Raw genomic sequence first — 15833 nt, forward strand, 5'->3', positions numbered from 1 at the left:
AGGCGGGCAAAGACCGGTTGAACCGCCATCCACGCATGGCGTGGATCTACAGGAGCCGTTAGCTCAGCGCTTCCACACCGGGAATGCCTGCGGCATCTGCTGCCACAGCAGCGGTCCCGCACGCAGCTCCTGGTCGTTGAGCAGGCACGCATCCAGCTCCGCACGCACCGCGCGCTCATCCATGTGCACGCCAATCACCACCAGCTCCTGGCGCCGATCGCCCCACAACGGGTGCCACAGGCGCTGCATTGCCGAATGCGCGGCCGCGTCCGGAAACTCCTCCGGTCCCGGCAACGGCGCGCTCCAGCAGTCGGCCTGCTGGCGCGCCCATCCGAGGTCGCTGTACGGCAGCGGTGTCGGCGGCAACAGCGGTGTGGTGTCCTCGATGCCCGCACGCACGCGATCGCGCGCGGCGTACCAGAAGCCCGCCGCCTGCGTCCGCGTCGCGGCACCCACGGTGTTCAGCTCGCCCACCCAGTCCATGCGGTTGGCCAGCCAGAACCAGCCCTTGCTGCGGATCACGCCAGGCATCCCCGACTGCAGCGCGCGGGCGAATCGCGCGGGATGGAACGGACGTCGCGAGCGGTAGACGAAGCTACCGATGCCGTACTCCTCGGTTTCCGGTGTGTGCTCGCCCCGCAGTTCCTTCACCCAGCCCGGCGCACGTTGCGCACGCTCCATGTCGAAGCGACCGGTATCCAGCAGCTCGGCCAGCGGCACATCGCCGAAGCTGGACAGCAGCAGCTTCGCGTCGCGGTTCAGGCCACGCAGCACGGCCAGCGTGTCCTGCAGCACTTCGTCATCCACCTGGTCCACCTTGCTGACCACGATCACGTCGGCAAACTCCACCTGCTCGCACAGCAGGTCAACCACGCCGCGATCGTCCTCCGGGCCGGCCTGCTGGCCGCGCTCGGCCAGTCGCGACGTCGAGCCGAAGTCGGCAAGGAACGCGCTGCCGTCGACCACCGTCACCATCGTGTCCAGCCGCGCGATGTCACTCAGGCTGAAGCCGTGCTCGTCGCGCACCGCGAAGGTGGCCGCCACCGGCATCGGCTCGCCGATGCCCGTCGATTCGATCAGCAGATAGTCATAGCGGCCCGCATCGGCCAGGCGCCGCACTTCCTGCAGCAGGTCATCGCGCAGCGTGCAGCAGATGCAGCCGTTGCTGAACTCCACCAGCGTCTCTTCGGTGCGGCGCAGTTCGGCACCGCCTTCGCGCACCAGCTGCGCGTCGATGTTGACCTCGCTCATGTCGTTGACGATGACCGCCACACGCAGGCCCTCGCGGTTGCGCAGGATCTGGTTGAGCAGGGTGGTCTTGCCGGCCCCCAGGAAGCCGGACAGCACGGTGACCGGAAGGCGACGGTCGGCGCGGGAAACAGTGTTCATGTCGGAGCGGGTTGGCTGCGGAACGGAAATGTTACTGTATAACAATTGTTGCGCAAGGAACCTCCCCCGATGAAGTCGCCTTCTGCCGCCCTGCTCGATGCCGGCGCGGTCGCCCTGTCCAGCCTGTGCCTGCTGCACTGCCTGGCGCTGCCCCTGCTGGCCGCCGCGCTCCCCCTGTTCGGCACCTGGGCCGAAGCGGAATGGGTGCATCTGCTGTTCGTGGCCATCGCCCTGCCGCTGACCGGCTACGCGCTGTGGCGGGCCGAGCGCCGTCACCCGCTGCCGGTGCTGGCCTGGGCCACCGCCGGCGCCGGTCTGGGCCTGTTGCTGGCCGGCGCGCTGGCGCTGCCCTCGCATGACTGGGAAACGCCGATGACCGTCACCGGCAGCCTGCTGCTGGCCGCCACGCACATCTGGAACGCACGGCACCGGCACGCGGGGTAGAGTCGACTGTTAGTCGACTCTCGCGCGAAGCGCGGGATCTCATGCCGCCTGGGCGAAGAGCAGTCGACTAACAGTCGACTCTACCGCCCCTCGGCCTATTTGCCGTAGCGGCGCAGCAGCTCGACCAGCACCGCGGCCTCGTCCGCCCGCTGCTGCGGGTCGTCGGCAGCCACCACATGTTCCTGCAGGTGCTCGTGCAGCAGCTCCATCAACAGGCTGTGGGCTGCACCGCGCACGGCGGCGACCTGCACCAGCACGTCCGCGCATTCGCCCGCCTCGCCCTCGGGCTTGTCCAGCGCCTGTTCCAACGCCGCCACCTGGCCGCCGATACGGCGCACCCGGGTCAGCAGCTGCTTTCGATTCTTGTGTACATGGGCCATGACTGGATCATATACCCTATGGGGGTATCCACTCCACCCCTTGGTCCCCCCATGCACCTGGACGCCCTCGCCGCCGCCCGCCGCCACGAACACCGCTTCGACGACGGCAACCCGCTGGCCGAACGCAATACCCGCCGCGCCCTGTGGCTCACCGTCGGCATGATGCTGGTGGAGATCGTAGGAGGCTGGTGGTTCAACTCCATGGCCGTGCTCGCCGATGGCTGGCACATGAGTTCGCACGCGCTGGCGCTGGGCCTGGCGGTGTTCGCCTACCGCTGCGCGCGCCGCTACGCGCACGACCCGCGCTTCGCCTTTGGCACCTGGAAGATCGAGATCCTGGCCGGCTACACGAGCGCCATCGCCCTGCTCGGCGTCGCCGCGCTGATGGCCGTGCAGTCACTGCAGCGGCTGTGGGTACCGGCGCCGATCCACTACAACGAAGCCATCGCCATCGCTGCGGTAGGCCTGGGCGTGAACCTGCTCTGCGCATGGTGGCTGCACGACAGCCCGGGCCACGCGCATCACCACCACGGGCATGACCATGGCCATCATCACGCGCATGACCACGAACACCACGATCACGGCCGTGCGCACGGTCACGACCTCAATCTGCGCTCGGCCTACGTGCACGTGCTGGCCGACGCCGCCACCTCGGTGCTGGCCATCGTCGCCCTGCTCGGCGGCAAGCTGCTGGGCCTGACCTGGCTGGACCCGGTGATGGGGCTGGTCGGCGCCGCGCTGGTCACGGTGTGGGCAGTGGGCCTGCTGCGCGACAGCGGCCGCATCCTGCTCGACGCGCAGATGGACGCACCGGTGGTGGCCGAAGTACGCGAAGTGATCGAACAGGGCCCGTGGCCGGCGCGCCTGGCCGACCTGCACGTCTGGCAGGTCGGCCGCGGCAAGTACGCGGTCAGTGCCAGCGTGGTCACCAGCGACGCAGGTCTGGATGCCGATACCGTGCGCAACGCGCTGGCGATCCATGAGGAGCTGGTGCATGTAACGGTGGAGATCCACCGCAGCTGATCCTGCGCGACTGCGGTCGAATCTGTAGAGCCGAGCCCATGCTCGGCTTGCCGTTGCCTTTGCAGCGCCGAGCCATGCTCGGCTCTCGCAGGCCATCAGCCGAGCACGGGCTCGGCTCTACAGTCAGAGCTTCAGCATCATCCGCAGCAGGTACATGAGCAGCGGCAGCGCACTCAGCACCGCACCACCGATGCCGATCCACGGCCAGCGCTCGCCGCGCACGCGCGACGCCACCGCCAGACCGCCACCCACCAGTGCCGCACCCAGCACGCCCACGCCCAGCCCGGCGGCCATGCCATTGCCGCCTGCGGCCACCGCCGCCTGCGCAGCCAACGTGCCCGCGCCCCAACCCACAGCGATCCCCAGCCAACTGGCCATGCCGCACCACGGTGCCTTGCCCTGCGCCATCCGAAAACCCCTTTGTTCTTGCCGAATTTCTGTACGGGCCGTGCCCGCATGCTGCCTACACTAGCTGCACCTGCCCCGTAGGGACATCCCATGCGCACGCTCCGCCTGCTGCTGCCCGGTGCCCTCCTGCTGCTCACCGCCTGCAGTGGCGACGCCGGGCTTCCTTTCAGCGCCGACCCGTTGCAGGGCTGCTTCGCCACCGGCGCGCGCAAACCGGCCGATTTCCGCATCGACAGGGAAGGCGGCCAGTACTTCGTCTCCTTCAGCCGCGGCGACCAGTGGCAGCGCGAGCCGAATGCCCTGCATAAGGCCACCCGCAGCGAGATCAGCCGCTACTTCCGCGATGACGCCGAGCAGATCGACAGCGCGTTGATCCGCATGGCCGGTGGCTTCGGCATCTTCCACTTCAACAAGGACGCGACATTGAAGGGCAAGGCCAGTGATAGTGACTACATGGCGCTGATGCTGATCGGGGCTGGGCCGGTGTATGCGGTGAAGTGCCCGTAAGACGCAATGATTCTGATGGCGACTCAGAGCACTATGGGCGCATCCTGTCTTCTTTGAGGAGCGATGCCAATGCTGCTGTTTCTGCTGCTTGCGGTAAGCGCGCCGAAGACCCAGGGTGCCTATGACGAAGTCCGGCAGCTGCCCGATGGCCAGACCCTGATAATGCGCACTCTGGATTGGGACCTCGGCGATGGCACGAAGGAGCGCGTCATCGTGCACTGGCTGCTGCAGGAGGACGGCCGCATGCGCTACGACTTCGATCGGCAGCCACCGCAAACCCAGGAGGCCCATCGTCGATCGTGCGCGCGGCAGGGCATGCAGCCGTCGCGTGGCGTCGGCATGATCGCGGGGAAGGGACCACACACGGTTACAGCTGCACCAGCGCTAGCGTCGGGCCCACGCCTGACTCCTCCCTGCCTGCATCCACGCATGGCGTGGACCTACTTTGACATCGGCTTGGCTCTACAACAGCTGCGGTACCATGCCCTCCCCCCGAACCGCCCCGGTACCCGCCGTGCCCCATTACACCGGCCCCCTGCTGACCCGCGACAGCGCTGACACCCTGCGCCGTGCCCATGACAAGGGCGCTGCCGACTGGCAGGGTTCGCTCGACCTCGGCCGCAGCGAGGACAGCGTGGCGCTGGATGCCGACGGCTTCCGCTTCCGTGGCCAGCCCTACCCGTGGCCGGGCAAGCTGAAGGACCGCACGCTGTACTACTGGGACGGCGAGGACTTCGCGCCAATCTCGCGCTACAGCGGCTCGCTGATCAAGCTGGTGCCGACCGAATGGGGCGCACCGACCTTCGAGATCGACGGCATCAAGATGCTGCCGACCTCCAAGCTGTCACCGTTCGAGGATGCGCGCCGCAAGGTCGAGCTGGTCGCTCCGGCCGGCAAGGTCATCCTCGATACCTGCGGCGGCCTGGGCTATTTCGCCGCCTGCGCGCTGGAGGCCGGTGTCGGCCAGATCCGTTCGTTCGAGAAGAATGCCGACGTGATGTGGCTGCGCACGCTCAACCCGTGGTCACCGGATCCGGACTCGGCTGCGGCCGGTGGCCGCCTGCAGTTCAGCCACGGCGATGTCTCGCAGCAGATCGAACAGGTGGCCAGCAACAGCGTCGACGCGATCCTGCACGACCCCCCGCGCTTCGGCATCGCCGGCGAGCTGTACTCACAGGTGTTCTACGACCACCTTGCCCGCGTCATCCGCAAGGGCGGGCGTCTGTTTCACTACACCGGTGCGCCGAACAAGCTGACCAGCGGCCGCGACGTGCCGCGTGAAGTAGCCAAACGCCTGGAAAAGGCCGGGTTCAAGGCCGAGCTGGCGCTTGACGGCGTGCTGGCCGTCAAGCGCTGAGCCTCACTCCGAATCCACCTTGGCCAGCTTCATCACCCACCTTGGCACTTCCGGTTCACCGGCGTAGAACTCCTTCGGTTTCTTCTCCGCCATCGCCCAGCGGTGCAACCAGCTCGGGCCGTAACGGCCGCTGTAGCCTTCGGCACCACGTGCATAGGCCGGGTCACGCATCGCTTCATCCAGTGAGATGAAGCGATAGCCGCGGCGCTTCGTCGCCGCCACCAGTTCGGCAAACGTGGCTGCATTGAGTTCGTTGGCGTGCATCAGCCAGACCTGTGGCAGCGCGTAGCCCAGCAGTGCCTGCGACTGCTTCTCGTAGTAGTCCAGCTTGTTCAGCATGTACGGCACGTAGCCCTTGCGCAGCTGTGCCAGCGTCGCCTCGCGCGCCGGTGAATCCGGCTGCTCGTTCATCACGTTGGCGTAGGCGAACGCCCACACCCACTCGCCGTTGTCGACCGTCACCGGTGCCACGCGGTAGCCATGCTGCTTGAAGAACGCTTCCATCTCCGCGCGTTCTTCCGGCGTGCGCCCGGCACGCAGATAGGGGTGACGCATCCACTGCGGCTTCAGCCCACGCTCGGCCAGCAACGGCCGCAGCACCGTCTCGCCACGCAGGAAATCCTGCTGGAACGCAGGTACGCCCTTGGCGTTCAGATCCATGTGCGAGTAGGTGTGGTTGCCGAGCACATAACCGGCGTCCAGCCAGTCGCGCAGCATCTGCACCCGCGCCGGCTGCACCTGCCCGTCGATCTCAAGCTTGTTCCCGTTGACGAAGCCGACCACCGGCACGTCTGCCTGATGCAGCTGCGCCATCAGCGCTTCATGCCGCGACTGCAGGTCCGGCGGAACGATCTGGTCCACCCGCGCCCAGGGCAGGTCGTCGATGGTCACCGCAATCCGGCGATCCACTTCGGCGGCGTGCACCGCCAACGAACACAGCAGCAATGGCACAGCACGCAGCAACCAACGCATCAGCACATCCTTGCAGGAGCGAAGTGCTGACTTTAGCGCGATTGTGGATGCATGGTCGGCCACGCACCCGCTATGGGCTGCGCGACTGCACCTGACGCTCGCGCACGATCGCCCGCCACAGCATGAATCCCGCAGCCATCGCCATCAGCATCAACGCGACCAGCACCAGGGCAAGGTCATCGGGATTGCGCAGCAGCGGCGCGTGCTCGCGGGTGAGGATGCCGAATACCACCTGTTGCGCCTGTGCCAGCGGCAGCCGGCCATGCTCGCCCAGTTCCACCAGGCACGCCGCTGGGGACAGCTTGGCTACGCTGGTCCACGCCATGTCGTACAGGTGCAATGCCCTGAGGGCCAGCGCCAGGATCGCGGCGTGCAGCGCCATCACCCCCCAGTTGGCGCGTCGCAGGCGTTCCGACAGGCGACCCAGCCGGTAGACGCTGATCGACATCGCGCCCAGCAACGCCAGTACCACGCCCGCCATCGGAATCCACTGCAGCGGTTGCCATGGTGCAAGCGCAGTGGACCGCGCCAGCAGCTGTTCTGCGACCTGCATGCGTGCGACCGGGTCGGGCCCACCGCATGCGTCATCCACCGGCTCCAGCAGCAGTCCCACGCGGTAGTGGAAGAAACCGGCTGCAAGGGCTACCGCCAGCAGCGCCACCACCTGCAGTGCCAGCAGAATCGGGCCAGGACCACAGATACGACAGAAGCGGGCAGCAGCAGAGACCATCGGTTCATCCGTGACAAAAAAGGACCATCCTAACCAAGCGCCCTGTGCTTGTCGGCTGGCGGATACGACAACCGCCGCGTGGTCCCGGTAGGATGTGGATGAGCATGGACGGTCGTATGTAGAGGTGTTGTGGATGGTCACGCTGTATCTGTGGGTGCGAACGCTGCTTCCGCTGCTGGCGTTCGTGATCGCGTGGATGCTGCTGTCGCGCCTGATCAAGGCCCGCGTGGCGCGCCTTCCACGCGTTTCCTTGAACCTGCCCGAGTACAGCAGCAGCCCGCGCCGGAAGGACCGGCGCATCTACGCACGTAAGCTGCGGCGCAGACCGGGCCTGCGCACCGCAACGCGCCCGGCCACCGCGCCGCGCAGCTGGAATCTCGCCGCGGTGTTCGTTTCGTTCTCCGCATTGATCGCCGCCGTGCTGGTCTTGCCGGATGGCGCGCGCTTCCAGGTGATGGTCGAGAGCCTCACTGGCTACCCGGCCACGATTGCAGAAGTACATGTTCCCGCTGCCGGGCAGCCTCTCGTGCTGCAGGCGTGGCAGCCCGCACTGGCGCAGCTGTCGCGGCCGGTAGCGATGCGCTACCCGATCGGGCGCACCGGCGGCGAGCACGACGCGCACGCCACGCTTCCGGTACAGGTGAGGCATCAGGGTGATCGGCTGCAGGTGGCTGCGGCCTTGCCGGTGGATACCAATGTGCTGCGTGCAGAGCTTGCACGCCTGGCTGGGGTACCAGTTGAGGCCATCACCGTCCGCCAGAACAAGATCGCGCCCTGGCTGGAACCCGGCTGGAAGCCGCTGGCCAACCTGTAGAGCCGAGCCCACGCTCGGCTGCTTTTGCAGTAGATCCACGCCATGCGTGGATGGATGCAGAGCGGAGTCGAGCATGGCTCAACTCTACAGATCACGATCCGCGCGGCAGCTTCGCGGCCCACATGTTGTCCACCAGATTCGGGTAACGCCGTCCATTCTCTTCCGCCCGCTGTCGCGCCGCCTCTTTCTGCGCAGGCGACAGCGGCTGCGAGGTCTGGCCCTTGGGGGTGGGCTTCTTCCACGGGGGTGTCTTGGTCTGGCGCATGGCCGCAGCTTACCGCTTCAGGAAGTTCAGCAGCGCCAGATTGAAGTGGTCCGCATGGCTGGTATTGCACCCATGTGGTGCGCCTTCCAGGATCACCACTTCGCTGCCCGGAATGACCCGGTGCGTGCGCTGCCCAGAACCTTCAAACGGCACGATGGCGTCACTGTCACCGTGCAGGATCAGGGTTGGCACCGTGATCTTCTTCAGGTCATCGCGGAAGTCCGTGGTGGCAAACGCCTTCATGCAGCCGAGCGCCGCCGTCTGGTCGGATTGATGGCACAGCGCGATGGCCGCCTGACGCGTCTCTTCGGTCACCATCAACTGGCCATTGGCGCTGAAGAAATCGCGGGTGAAGCCATCGAAGAACGCCTCGCGATCTTTCTCCAGACCACTGCGCATTTCGTCAGCCTTGTCCTGGGTCAGCGGGCCTTCCGGGTTGTCGTCGCTGCGTAGCAGGAACGGCGGCACGGCTGCTGCAAACACCACACTGTGCAGGCGTTCCTGGCCATGGTTGGCCACGTAACGCGCTACCTCGCCACCGCCCATCGAGAAGCCGACCAGGGTGACGTCGCGCAGGTCACGTTCCTCGATCACCCCGGCCAGATCCGCCGCCAGCGTGTCGTAGTCGTAACCTTCTTTCGGCTTGTCAGAACGGCCGAAGCCACGCCGGTCGTAGCTGATCACCCGGTGCTGCGCGTCGCGCAGGATCGACACCTGCGTCTTCCAGGCATCGGCGGACAGCGGCCAACCGTGAATCAGAATGACCGGTCGGCCATCGCCACCGGTGTCTTCAACGTGCAGGCGGACGCGGGAAGCAGGCATGGGAGCTCCTGTGGAAAGGGGAGGATTTCAGGCTATGGGCCGGCCCCTATCGCGACCGTGATGGAATCGCCGGTCGCCATGACACCGCCTGCACAGGGCACGCCACCCGGCCAATCCATAGATGCGGGCATTCACTCCCTGGAAATCCCGTTTCGTCGCAGGCCGGCTGCGGCCCTCGGAGCACCGTGCGAGCCTGCATGAATCCCGCCCTGGAGCCTCGCCATGCTGCTGCTCACCCTGCCCCTGCTGGCCGCCGGCCTCGCCGCCGCACCCGCGCCCTCCGATGAGCTGCGCGAGCAGATCCACCAGGCCGACGCTCAGCTGTTCGCCGCCGCGTTCGACGACTGCGATGCCGACAAGGCCGCAGCCATGACCACTGAAGACATGGAGTTCTTCCATGACAAGGACGGCAAGTCGGCCAGCAGCCGCGAAGACTTCCGCCGCAGCGTGGCCCACATGTGCAGCAATGCGCGCAAGGGCGGCTGGAGCCTGCGCCGCGAACGGGTGGAGCCTTCGTTGCAGGTGTTCCCGCTACACGACGAGCGGGCGCTGGAGATCGGCGACCACCGCTTCCATGAACGCGGCAAGGACGGCGTGGAGCGCTGGGTGGGCCAGGCCCGCTTCATCCAGGTCTGGCGTCGCGTGGACGGGCGCTGGATGGCCGAACGGGTGATCAGCTATGACCATCGGCCGGCAACGAAATGAACCCGTCGGCGACTGTTCACTCGCCCTGACCAAGACCATTCAGCCCACGGTCTCCTCCAGATCGCGGGCGTAGTAGCTTGCTGCCTGAGCCAACTCCGCGCCGATGGCGTCGCACAGGTGCGTTGGGGAATCGACCCGTACGTTGCTCCCGAAGCCCATCAGCCACCAACGCAAGGTCTGGTCGTCCTCCACCGTAGCGCGCAGCCGGATCCATCCATCACCCAGATCACTGATCGTCTGATCTTCGGACAGGGGCGTCTCCCTGAGATGCTCCGCAGCCTGCGCCCGGAAGCGCGCCTCCAGCACGATGCGTCCTTGCCCCTGGAACGCGGTGGCGGTGGTCGTCGCATAGCGCTGGAAGTCGAAGTCCGGCAGGCTCCTTGCCTCCATCTCCAGCACCCGGGTTCCACTCAGGCGATGCAACGCCAGGTGGCGGATGTCCGTATAGTCCCGCAGCATGCAGACAAGGTACTGCGCAGAACCGCGCATCAGCAGCCCCAGAGGATGCATGATCATCTCCTTCGGCTCGTCCTTGCCTTTGCTGCGGTACCAGCCTGACAGGCAGCGTCGGGATGCCAATGCCCTGTGGACATCCACCTGTACGGCCGTTTCCACCTCGGGGGCGAGCAGGTTCGGGCCCATGGGCAGGATCGCGGTCCTGCTGGCCCACTCCCCCCAGCCCGACGTCGAGACTTCCGCCCGCGCCATGTCGAACACGGGCATCAGCTCATTCATGGCCGTTGCCGGGAGCAGCTGACGCAGATGTGCATGCGAAAGCAGCAGTGCAACGCTCTGCGAAATCGACAGCCTGGGCGTGAAGGCGAAGTTCGCTTCCCTGGACCAACTCCAGCCAAAGGGCTTTTCACTGTCGTCGGCAATGAGCTGGAACCGCGTGGACAGGTTCTGGAGGTCCCGTTCAATGGTGCGACTGCTGGTCCTGAAGCCCAGCGGCTCCAGATTCTCCAGTATCTGCCTGACGGATATCCTGCGCGGAGCGCGCGGGATCATGCGCAGCATCTCCCACTGCCGCATCAACGTGTCGTTCGAACGGATCTTCATATCAATCTTCCCTTCCAGAGCCGACAGGCAACAAGAGCCCCACCAGAACGGCGTGGGGCTCTGCCCATCGTCAAGCCGCCTTGGCGGGCTCCTCGCCCTTCATCACCACCATCGCCGCATCCACATCGGCCACGGTCTTCTCGGTCGAAAGCACCAGCGCTCCTGCGTCATCCAGGATCGGGGTATCGATCATCACCTTGATCAGCTGGGCAATCTTCACGGCACGGAAAACCCGCTCCCGCGCCTGCTGGGGGAAACTACTGAAATCGCAGCCGTGCTCCCGGATGACATCACGGATATCGGCTACACCACGACGCAGCGACATGCACAGCTTGGAGAACGTCCTGTTGGCGAGCGTTGTAACGGTCTCGACCGCTGCCAACTGTTCGGCGGCCAACACGGCCTCGTCGTAATGGGTTCGAGCAACCTCTTTGTTACGGCGTGCATCGGCCAGCGCGGCTTCAGCCTTGCTGCCCACCACGTAGCCAAAGATCGCCAGCGCCGGACCGGCAACTAGGCCACCCAGCACCAGGGTGCCGCCAGCCATTCCGAATCCGCCCGCAGCCAACGAACCGCCGCCCAGCCACGCCAGCGTTGCGTTGGTTGCTGCAACACCGCTGAGGGTCGAAATGGCAGTGCCGGTGCTGGCACTGGCCAGCAGCATCGTCCCGTTGTACGCACCAAATGCCAACGCGGCGCCACTTCCCAGCCCGGCGCCCAGGCCCAGGCCCGAGTCCATCAGCAACTGGTAGTCCCGCTTCAGGCCTTCCAGCGACGCCGTGGTGAAATCGCCCTGCACCAGCTTGTCCAGTTCGGGTGAGCCGATCCCCTCAACGTTCTTGAGCTGGCCAAATGCATCGATGAAGTCTGCGATCCCCCCATTGAAAGCACGCAGTTTGCGTGCACCATAGTCCTCAAGCACCGTGTTGGTACGCTTGCGCTGCGTCTCCAGCAACGACGAGCCCTTCTCGATCAGCCCTTTTGCATCGGCGTTGGCGATGCCGGCATCCTTGTGATCGACCACGGCCTTGCCGCCCTTGTAAATGCCATACAGCGCGCTGGCCGCCATCGCGGCCCCGACTACGATTGGAATCATGGGTAACTCCTTTTACTCAAGAATGATGGCAACGGTACGGCTGGCCTCGCGATTGATACTTTCCGCGCGCTCAAGCAGGTCGTTGTAGATGTAGTCGTCAATACCGAAGATATCGGCCAGGCGACGCAGCTGTGCTTCCTCGACACTCGACACTTCACCGTCGGCCAGTGCAAGCAGCATCAACTCATACAGCATCACCTTCGGTACGGCCGGCTGCGCGGCTTCGACCATGGCCTTGTCGATCAGCGAGTCGAGCACCTCGCACGCCACCCGCGCCCGCTCCACCGGGTCGCTCTGGCGCACCAGCGGCATCGTCTGCAGGCGCGTCAACAGTTCCTTCGTCACCCCGTCGGACCGATATACCTTGCCGCACTCACGGGAAAAGCTGTCGAAGATCGCACGTTCGTGTTCGGATTCATCCAGCGAAACCTTGCTCAGGTTGGTATCGCCAGTCACTTCTTCGTGGGTCTTTCCGTCCCACAGCATCGGGTTGTCACTCACGCTCAGCAGGCGCGCAACCTTCAGGAAGGTTGCCTGCTCGGTGTCTGGAAGCAGATAAAGGAACATCGTATCTCCAAGGTCCTGGGATCACACACGGAAGCCGGCGTGGCCAACCTGCCCGGAAGGCCACGACCAGAAATGGGTTCGATTGATCAAAGCCGAAGCGGCTCGTCACCCGTCATGAACAGATCAAACTCCTGCAGCGAAGCAAACTGCAGGCGGCTGCCCAGCAGAAGGGCAAAGCGGTTGATTGCAGCCGCGAATCCATCGGCGTCAATCTCCGGCTGGGTGGTATCGAGTGCACACAGCAACTGGGCCGTCTCGTCATTCAGCACTGGAAGCTCGGCCGCAATGAACTGCGCCAGCGCCAAGCGCTGCGCCAGAATTTCTTCACGGGCAGCTTTATTGAGCTCGATTGCCAAGGCCAGCCTCTCGGCAGCCAGATCTGCACTCCGGGCCGCCTCCAACGTTTCCCGATAGAAGATCGATGAAAGCGTGCAGCCAATCATCCCGCCGATGGCGGCGCCAACCACCGGGACCGGAATCGCGATCTGGCCCAATGCCGCCATCATGGCCGAAGCCATCATGCCGGAACCCTTCTCACCGATCTCATCCAGGAACTGGACGCCGTCGATCTCACCCCTGGCGTAGCGGCGTATGCAGCCGGTCATGGTCACGCAGACGTCGACCACCATGGCCGGAGCGGCTGTACGGGAAAGGACCTGCAGGCTCTGTCGGCCTGACTGCTGCATCACTGCGGTCAATGCGGCCCCGGACGCAGCCGTTGCGTAGCCCATGCCGGCAGAGACGGCACCATCCACCAGGACTGCGCGGCCCGCATCAATCATCCCCCTGCGCTCGGTTGCCACCGCATAGGCATTGGTCGCCATGCTGATCGCCGCGCCAACCATGAACGCCCCGCGCGCGCCTTCAAGACCTGCCCTGTGGCTGGTATGCGCGATATCGCGCACCGTCGCCATCCGCGGATGGGTACGATAGAACTTCGCATCGTCACTGGTCAGCCCCGTATCCAGAAGGTTGCCGGCCAGCTGCTCATAGTTGTCTGCCTTCGCACGAAGATGCAGTGCGACCTCAGGCTTGCCCCTCGCGTCGACCACGTCCGCCTGACGGCGCAGATCTGCTGCCTGCGCCCGGCAATATGCCTCGGCATCGACGTACTGCTCCGAGGGCAGCTCCAACTTCAGCCCACGATAGCGCGAGAACTCTCCATCGGGCGCAGCGATCTTCTCAAGGAGCCGGTCACGGTTGCCCACGAACTTCATCTGTGACTGGCTGCCTTCAATGATCTGGCCATCCAGCACCCTTACCCGGTCAACGCGATCATCGTTCCGCCGGTACTGGGGATGGTCATCACTGCGCACCGTGCGAACGGGTGACCCACTGCTGATGGCCTCGGCATTGTCACGACTGGTCGCTGCGACCTCAGCCGCATAGCCGGCCTGCTGGGCAATGCTGTTTTCCGGACGTACCGGATCAAGCTTGTACCCGGAGATCTTCTTCAGGCCATGGGTAAATGTCTGACCGGTCAGTTCGTCTCTTCCGGTATACCCTTTGATGTATTCGGCATTAGCATTGCCATAACGTTGGACAGTCTCCAGCGTTGACATCGTCGTCGCTGCGTCCAGGATCTGCCTGCCCGACGTTTCGCGGGCACTGTCATCTGCATTTGCATTGGGTTCCATTGCGTTTTCCTCCGTGACGCAAAGCATCCAGCTGTGGGCCAATACCCAGGCATGCTTCGCCGGCGGGTTTGGCTGGGAGATCCATCTTCGGCGTGCATAGCGACAAACCATGTCGTAACGCCTGATCCCCCGGATCATCGACAGCACTTCCGAAAACTTTAGGCCTATTGCGAACTTTTCGTGGCCGATTGCGACGACACATCGCACTGCGACACAGATTGTCGGGGGAATCCGCATATTCCTCTCCGGGGAGGCCACGCAGGTGCTGGGCCTCCCTTCCTTCCATCACCTGACGAGGAACGCCATGTTCAGAATCATCGGTGCAACCGTGGTGTACGGGCTCGCGCTGTATGGCCTGGGATGCTGGGTACGTGACAGCCACGAAGTACGTGACACGAGGTAGACCTTTACTCCTGTCGAGACCCGGACGACCTCAGCGGTCGACAGCAGGCAATCCCCTCACCGGACAGCGAGGGAACACAGATCAGGATGATGGAACCCCCAAAAGAGAGATTGATGAACAAGCGTCATTCCGAGCTCGTGATCTTCATTGACAATGTCGTCGCAGAACTTCGCCCGGTGCTGGCCTGGATCGAGCGCCATCCGGTCCTTATTGCGTCGATTGCCGTACTTCTGCCCAGCGCAGGCATCCTCTACTACGCCGTCAGGGAAGAGCTGCCTCTCAGCCTGCTTTCGTCCGATGCCGTTTCCGCACTCCCCATGATGCTTGCGGTGACCGGGCTGCGCGTCCTTGCCCTGGCCGTCATGTTCCTTTCCCCCATCGTACTGTCCCCCAATCGGTTCTCGTATATCCCAGGCCAGGGAATCAAACTGCTGCCGGACGCTCCGGCGAGCCGGAACAGGACGCTCTGGCGCTGGAGCCTTGCGCTGATCACTCCGGGCGTACTGCATTTCAGCGGAATCTATGTCGCATCCTTCTACACCGAGATTTCAGATGCAGCACTGTGGTTCAGTACGATTGGCTGCCTGCTGATCTTCGTTCTCCTTTCCCGCTGGGCGAAGCCCGATGACAGGAAGCAGAAATGGCTTTCCTTGGATAGCTACTTCCTGCTGGGCATGGGGCTCATGCAACTGCTGTCCATCAACACGATCATGCGGCTCATGCTCGGCCTGGTCTCCAGGGAAAGTGATCTGGTGATTGGCATGTGCCTGCTCACGGCCGCAGTAGCATTGGGCATATTCCAGTCCATCGTCATCAGAGTGGTCGATGAACTGAGTGGACGATACGGCGTTGGTGTACTTGCACTCTCGTTCGCCTCGATCATGGTCACCGTGGCCATGCTCTTCCCTCCGACCGGTGCATACCTGGCCTCGCAGGTTGTCAATCCGCCAAGCGGAAAATCCCGCGGCTGCATGACGCTGGATCTGCGATCGCGTGACAGCGCATCCCGCAAGCTCCTGATCGGTGATGGTACCGCTACCCATCCGGTCAACGTTGTCTACTCGACCAGTTCCGTGCTGCTTGTACGCTTGAAGGATGACGACAGCAGGACCATCCATCGCATCCCCATGGACCAGGTTACCGAGTTCAACCCGTGCCCGCGGGAAACAGACACCGAGAAGTCACCCGGGACATAAGGAAGCTGATGCCCTGATCCGAGCAGGGCCGCCCGTGCCAGACGCACGGCCGGCCCCGT

General features: G+C 64.5%; 18 protein-coding genes. 7 read left to right on the forward strand and 11 right to left on the reverse strand.

All coding sequences use genetic code 11. The annotated features are described in order from the left end of the window. Nucleotides 1-63: 63 nt before the first annotated feature. Nucleotides 64-1389 carry a GTP-binding protein gene (locus tag AC5QAH_RS19730; RefSeq protein WP_235652372.1) on the reverse strand — a complete coding sequence of 442 codons (1326 nt, stop codon included), beginning with the start codon at nt 1387-1389 and terminating at the stop codon, nt 64-66. 69 nt (nt 1390-1458) lie between these two features. On the opposite strand from AC5QAH_RS19730, the gene AC5QAH_RS19735 reads away from it, so the two are divergent. Next, nucleotides 1459-1833, forward strand: a complete 375-nt coding sequence (locus AC5QAH_RS19735) for a MerC domain-containing protein (protein ID WP_010484159.1) — start codon at nt 1459-1461, stop codon at nt 1831-1833. Nucleotides 1834-1928: 95 nt separating this feature from the next. Here the strand turns inward: AC5QAH_RS19735 and AC5QAH_RS19740 are convergent, their stop codons facing one another. Further along, a complete protein-coding gene (locus AC5QAH_RS19740) occupies nt 1929-2213 on the reverse strand; it encodes a metal-sensing transcriptional repressor (RefSeq protein ID WP_197602271.1) in 285 nt (94 codons plus the stop codon). A 51-nt stretch (nt 2214-2264) separates the two neighbouring features. On the opposite strand from AC5QAH_RS19740, the gene dmeF reads away from it, so the two are divergent. After that, on the forward strand, nt 2265-3236 hold the full coding sequence (gene dmeF, locus AC5QAH_RS19745) for a CDF family Co(II)/Ni(II) efflux transporter DmeF (RefSeq protein WP_241877890.1): 972 nt from the start codon (nt 2265-2267) through the stop codon (nt 3234-3236). Nucleotides 3237-3359: 123 nt separating this feature from the next. Here dmeF and AC5QAH_RS19750 read toward each other — a convergent pair whose 3' ends face one another. Further along, nucleotides 3360-3644, reverse strand: coding sequence for a hypothetical protein (locus AC5QAH_RS19750; RefSeq protein ID WP_019660881.1), 285 nt, complete (start codon nt 3642-3644; stop codon nt 3360-3362). 90 nt (nt 3645-3734) lie between these two features. On the opposite strand from AC5QAH_RS19750, the gene AC5QAH_RS19755 reads away from it, so the two are divergent. Together AC5QAH_RS19755 and AC5QAH_RS19760 are read left to right on the forward strand one after the other, a co-directional pair. Further along, nucleotides 3735-4151 (forward strand): hypothetical protein, encoded by a 417-nt coding sequence (locus AC5QAH_RS19755; protein WP_049412170.1) that lies wholly within the window; start codon nt 3735-3737, stop codon nt 4149-4151. Nucleotides 4152-4632: 481 nt separating this feature from the next. Continuing rightward, a complete protein-coding gene (locus AC5QAH_RS19760) occupies nt 4633-5508 on the forward strand; it encodes a class I SAM-dependent methyltransferase (RefSeq protein ID WP_495232526.1) in 876 nt (291 codons plus the stop codon). A gap of 3 nt (nt 5509-5511) precedes the next feature. Here the strand turns inward: AC5QAH_RS19760 and AC5QAH_RS19765 are convergent, their stop codons facing one another. Together AC5QAH_RS19765 and AC5QAH_RS19770 are read right to left on the reverse strand one after the other, a co-directional pair. Next, nucleotides 5512-6480 (reverse strand): polysaccharide deacetylase family protein, encoded by a 969-nt coding sequence (locus AC5QAH_RS19765; RefSeq protein WP_495232527.1) that lies wholly within the window; start codon nt 6478-6480, stop codon nt 5512-5514. A gap of 70 nt (nt 6481-6550) precedes the next feature. Beyond that, the gene (locus tag AC5QAH_RS19770; protein WP_217014998.1) at nt 6551-7210 is read right to left on the reverse strand and encodes a hypothetical protein; all 660 of its coding nucleotides are present in this window, start codon (nt 7208-7210) and stop codon (nt 6551-6553) included. 133 nt (nt 7211-7343) lie between these two features. On the opposite strand from AC5QAH_RS19770, the gene AC5QAH_RS19775 reads away from it, so the two are divergent. Next, complete coding sequence (locus AC5QAH_RS19775) at nt 7344-8024, forward strand: hypothetical protein (RefSeq protein ID WP_109814317.1); 681 nt, start codon at nt 7344-7346, stop codon at nt 8022-8024. A gap of 91 nt (nt 8025-8115) precedes the next feature. On the opposite strand, the gene AC5QAH_RS19780 is transcribed toward AC5QAH_RS19775, so the two are convergent. Further along, a complete protein-coding gene (locus AC5QAH_RS19780; RefSeq protein WP_191850559.1) occupies nt 8116-8289 on the reverse strand; it encodes a hypothetical protein in 174 nt (57 codons plus the stop codon). Between the two features lie 9 nt (nt 8290-8298). Beyond that, on the reverse strand, nt 8299-9111 hold the full coding sequence (locus AC5QAH_RS19785) for an alpha/beta fold hydrolase (protein ID WP_495232528.1): 813 nt from the start codon (nt 9109-9111) through the stop codon (nt 8299-8301). A 222-nt stretch (nt 9112-9333) separates the two neighbouring features. Between AC5QAH_RS19785 and AC5QAH_RS19790 the strand changes: the two genes are divergently transcribed. Further along, nucleotides 9334-9816, forward strand: a complete 483-nt coding sequence (locus tag AC5QAH_RS19790; RefSeq protein WP_495232529.1) for a DUF4440 domain-containing protein — start codon at nt 9334-9336, stop codon at nt 9814-9816. A gap of 39 nt (nt 9817-9855) precedes the next feature. Here AC5QAH_RS19790 and AC5QAH_RS19795 read toward each other — a convergent pair whose 3' ends face one another. From AC5QAH_RS19795 to AC5QAH_RS19810, 4 genes are all read right to left on the reverse strand, one after another. Next, on the reverse strand, nt 9856-10875 hold the full coding sequence (locus AC5QAH_RS19795; protein ID WP_049397217.1) for a helix-turn-helix transcriptional regulator: 1020 nt from the start codon (nt 10873-10875) through the stop codon (nt 9856-9858). A gap of 70 nt (nt 10876-10945) precedes the next feature. Continuing rightward, entirely contained in the window at nt 10946-11971 is a 1026-nt protein-coding gene (locus tag AC5QAH_RS19800; protein WP_043033961.1) for a hypothetical protein, read from the reverse strand. A gap of 12 nt (nt 11972-11983) precedes the next feature. After that, nucleotides 11984-12538, reverse strand: coding sequence for a tellurite resistance TerB family protein (locus tag AC5QAH_RS19805; RefSeq protein ID WP_033833675.1), 555 nt, complete (start codon nt 12536-12538; stop codon nt 11984-11986). Nucleotides 12539-12624: 86 nt separating this feature from the next. Continuing rightward, the gene (locus AC5QAH_RS19810; RefSeq protein ID WP_495232530.1) at nt 12625-14175 is read right to left on the reverse strand and encodes a hypothetical protein; all 1551 of its coding nucleotides are present in this window, start codon (nt 14173-14175) and stop codon (nt 12625-12627) included. 516 nt (nt 14176-14691) lie between these two features. Here AC5QAH_RS19810 and AC5QAH_RS19815 point away from each other — a divergent pair. Continuing rightward, nucleotides 14692-15774: a hypothetical protein gene (locus tag AC5QAH_RS19815; RefSeq protein WP_191850551.1), complete on the forward strand. Its 1083-nt coding sequence runs from the start codon at nt 14692-14694 to the stop codon at nt 15772-15774. Nucleotides 15775-15833: the final 59 nt, after the last annotated feature.

The sequence above is a fragment of the Stenotrophomonas sp. YJH_SMC_43 genome (assembly GCF_059372535.1).